Raw genomic sequence first — 2,382 nt, 5'->3', positions numbered from 1 at the left:
CGCTCGCAGACAAGCTGCAAGGCAAGCCACTGCCGCGCGCCCAGGTGCCGCAGATCGAGCTCGCCGGCGCCAAGATCACGCGCAAGCTCACCACCGCCTGGTTCGCCCAGCGCGTCGAGGAGCGCTACCGGCGCTGCCTGTTCCGCACGGCTGCCAAGGCGGGTTGAGCAGGCAATTCAGCTCGCCACGCCGCTGCGCAAACCAAGCTTCCCGCCACGGAACCGGCTCTGCCGGGCCGTTGGCGGGCGGCGCCCTCGGGGGGGCGCGGGCCGCGGCTCCAAGTCCGCCTGCGCGGACTTGGACGGCCAAGCTAGCGAAGCCTCTGGCTTCGCGTGGAGCGAAGCGAGCTTGGGGGCTCCACTTCAGTCGGGAAAGAAGCGCCGTTCTTCGCAGCGCGGGTCGGGGCCGTAGCTGGTGTCGTCGACCGCGCCCTCGGGTGTCAGGCCGACGTGAAATTGCCGGCAGAACAGGTCGTCGAAGCTGTACGACCAGACGCTCTGGTTGCGATAGCGAACGCCCCAGACCCGGCTGGGGTTGCCGAGCTGTCGCCGCACCTCGTCGCGCGACATCCCCGGCGCGATGCGCGCGAAGTGCGCCTCGTCGAGCACGTTCTCCGAACGCGCGAGCCGGCCCTGCAGATCGAACTCCAGCGCGTAGGTCTGCAAGCCCATGGGGTACAGCAGGCGGCGGCCGCCGTCGGGCAGGGCATGCTCGACTGCCGGTCGCCCCAGGCGCTCGCGCGCCGATTCGATCGGGGCGCCGGGTTCCAGCGATCGCAGCGCGCAGCCGGAGACGAGGAGGGTGGCCGCGATGAGGACGCTGAATCGATTCATGCCGGTTCTTTCAGGGTCTAGGGGTTCGGGAACGCGGGTTGCACGCAGTGGACCTGCTCGACGGCGACCACAAGGCCGTCAAAGCGATGTTCATCGAATACGACGCCCTGTCCGAGGACGAAACGCCTGACCGTGCATGCGCAGATTGAAGAGGAAATTTTCTACCCGTGCGGGCGCAAGGCCATTGGCGAAGAACTGATCGACGAGGCTCTCGAAGAAGACACCGGCGCCGCCTACGGATTTGTCGGCATGGGCCCGTACAGCGGCGGCCAGGCCGAGCTGCTGCGCTTGCCCGACTCTCCCGCTTGAACGACCAGCAGCAGCCCCTGCCGGCCATCGCCGTGCGTCAAATGCGCGCCTGACGCAGCTCGATCTTGACGCGGATCACATCGGTCTCGCGGTCACGCTCGAAGCGCAGCTTGATGTCGCGCGGCTGCACCTTGACGTACTTCGACACAACGCCGAGGAGCTCGCGCTGCAGTGCCGGAAAGTAGTCGGGCCGGCGTGCCGCCCGCGGGCTCTGCTCGGCGGCGAGGACGCGCTGCAGGCGTTGTTTGGCCATCTGGGCCGAGGCGTTGCGGGGACCGAACAGGTAGGAAAGCAGCGACATCGCATCAGCCCCTGGCGAACAGGCGCTGGAACAGGTTGGGGCGTGACTTCTGCGTGAAGCGCATCTCGCGGCTTTCGCCGAGAAATCGGCGGATCACGTCCTTGTAGGCTTCGGCCACGGCACTGCCCTTCATGTGGATCACCGGCACGCCCTGGTTCGACGCGTTCAGCACGCTGTCCGACTCGGGGATCACGCCGAGCAGCGGGATGCGCAGGATCTCCTGGATATCGTCGATCGACAGCATCTGCCCGCCGGCCACCCGGGCCGTGTTGTAGCGCGTGATCAGCAGGTGTTCCTTGACCGGCTCGACGCCGTTCTTGCCGCCATCGATCGCGCGCTGCGTCTTCGAAGCCAGCATGCCCAGGATGCGGTCGGCGTCGCGCACCGACGAAACCTCCGGGTTGGTCACGACGATCGCCTCGTCCGCATAGTGCATGGCCAGCAGCGCACCGGTCTCGATGCCGGCCGGCGAGTCGCAGACGATGTACTCCATGCCCATCGCGGCCAGCTCGTCGAGCACGCGCTTGACGCCTTCCTGCGTCAGCGCCTCCTTGTCGCGCGTCTGCGAAGCCGCCAGCACCATGAGGTGGTCGGTGTGCTTGTCCTTGATCAGCGCCTGCGAAAGGTTGACTTCGCCCTGGATCACGTTGATCAGGTCGTAGACCACGCGGCGCTCGCAGCCCATGATCAGGTCGAGGTTGCGCAGGCCGACGTCGAAATCGATCACCGCGGTCTTGTGGCCGCGCAGCGCCAAACCCGAAGCGACGCTGGCGCTGGTGGTGGTCTTGCCGACGCCGCCCTTGCCGGAGGAGACGACGATGATCTTGGCCATGCGGTGCGGTCCTGTGCTCGAAAGTGTGCGAAAAAAGTGCGTGTCAGGCGCGCTGGGACAGCGATCGCACCACCAGCTCGCCGGCCTCGAGCCGCGCCAGCGCGATG

The 2,382-nt window shown here is 67.2% G+C and carries 5 protein-coding genes; 2 read left to right on the top strand and 3 right to left on the bottom strand.

What is annotated here, in order from left to right; genetic code table 11:
- Positions 1-14 precede the first annotated feature (14 nt).
- Positions 15-167: a DUF1615 family protein gene (locus AC30N0_RS10505; RefSeq protein WP_489517864.1), complete on the top strand. Its 153-nt coding sequence runs from the start codon at positions 15-17 to the stop codon at positions 165-167.
- A gap of 195 nt (positions 168-362) precedes the next feature.
- Here the strand turns inward: AC30N0_RS10505 and bamE are convergent, their stop codons facing one another.
- Complete coding sequence (gene bamE, locus AC30N0_RS10500; protein WP_489517863.1) at positions 363-833, bottom strand: outer membrane protein assembly factor BamE domain-containing protein; 471 nt, start codon at positions 831-833, stop codon at positions 363-365.
- Between the two features lie 132 nt (positions 834-965).
- On the opposite strand from bamE, the gene AC30N0_RS10495 reads away from it, so the two are divergent.
- Positions 966-1,142 carry a hypothetical protein gene (locus AC30N0_RS10495; RefSeq protein WP_489517862.1) on the top strand — a complete coding sequence of 59 codons (177 nt, stop codon included), beginning with the start codon at positions 966-968 and terminating at the stop codon, positions 1,140-1,142.
- A gap of 37 nt (positions 1,143-1,179) precedes the next feature.
- Here AC30N0_RS10495 and minE read toward each other — a convergent pair whose 3' ends face one another.
- Both minE and minD read right to left on the bottom strand, forming a co-directional pair.
- On the bottom strand, positions 1,180-1,443 hold the full coding sequence (minE, locus tag AC30N0_RS10490) for a cell division topological specificity factor MinE (RefSeq protein ID WP_489517861.1): 264 nt from the start codon (positions 1,441-1,443) through the stop codon (positions 1,180-1,182).
- Positions 1,444-1,447: 4 nt separating this feature from the next.
- Positions 1,448-2,275, bottom strand: a complete 828-nt coding sequence (minD, locus tag AC30N0_RS10485; protein ID WP_489517860.1) for a septum site-determining protein MinD — start codon at positions 2,273-2,275, stop codon at positions 1,448-1,450.
- Between the last annotated feature and the right edge of the window lie 107 nt (positions 2,276-2,382).

Origin of the sequence: Rhizobacter sp., assembly GCF_031412495.1 — a bacterium.
Lineage (GTDB): Bacteria > Pseudomonadota > Gammaproteobacteria > Burkholderiales > Burkholderiaceae_C > Schlegelella_A.
This window is presented reverse-complemented; position numbering and strand designations above follow the sequence as displayed.

Coding starts and splice junctions, on each gene's coding strand:
- minD (WP_489517860.1), bottom strand. CDS start 2,275: ATGGCCAAGATCATCGTCGTCTCCTCCGGCAAGGGCGGCGTCGGCAAG.
- bamE (WP_489517863.1), bottom strand. CDS start 833: ATGAATCGATTCAGCGTCCTCATCGCGGCCACCCTCCTCGTCTCCGGC.
- minE (WP_489517861.1), bottom strand. CDS start 1,443: ATGTCGCTGCTTTCCTACCTGTTCGGTCCCCGCAACGCCTCGGCCCAG.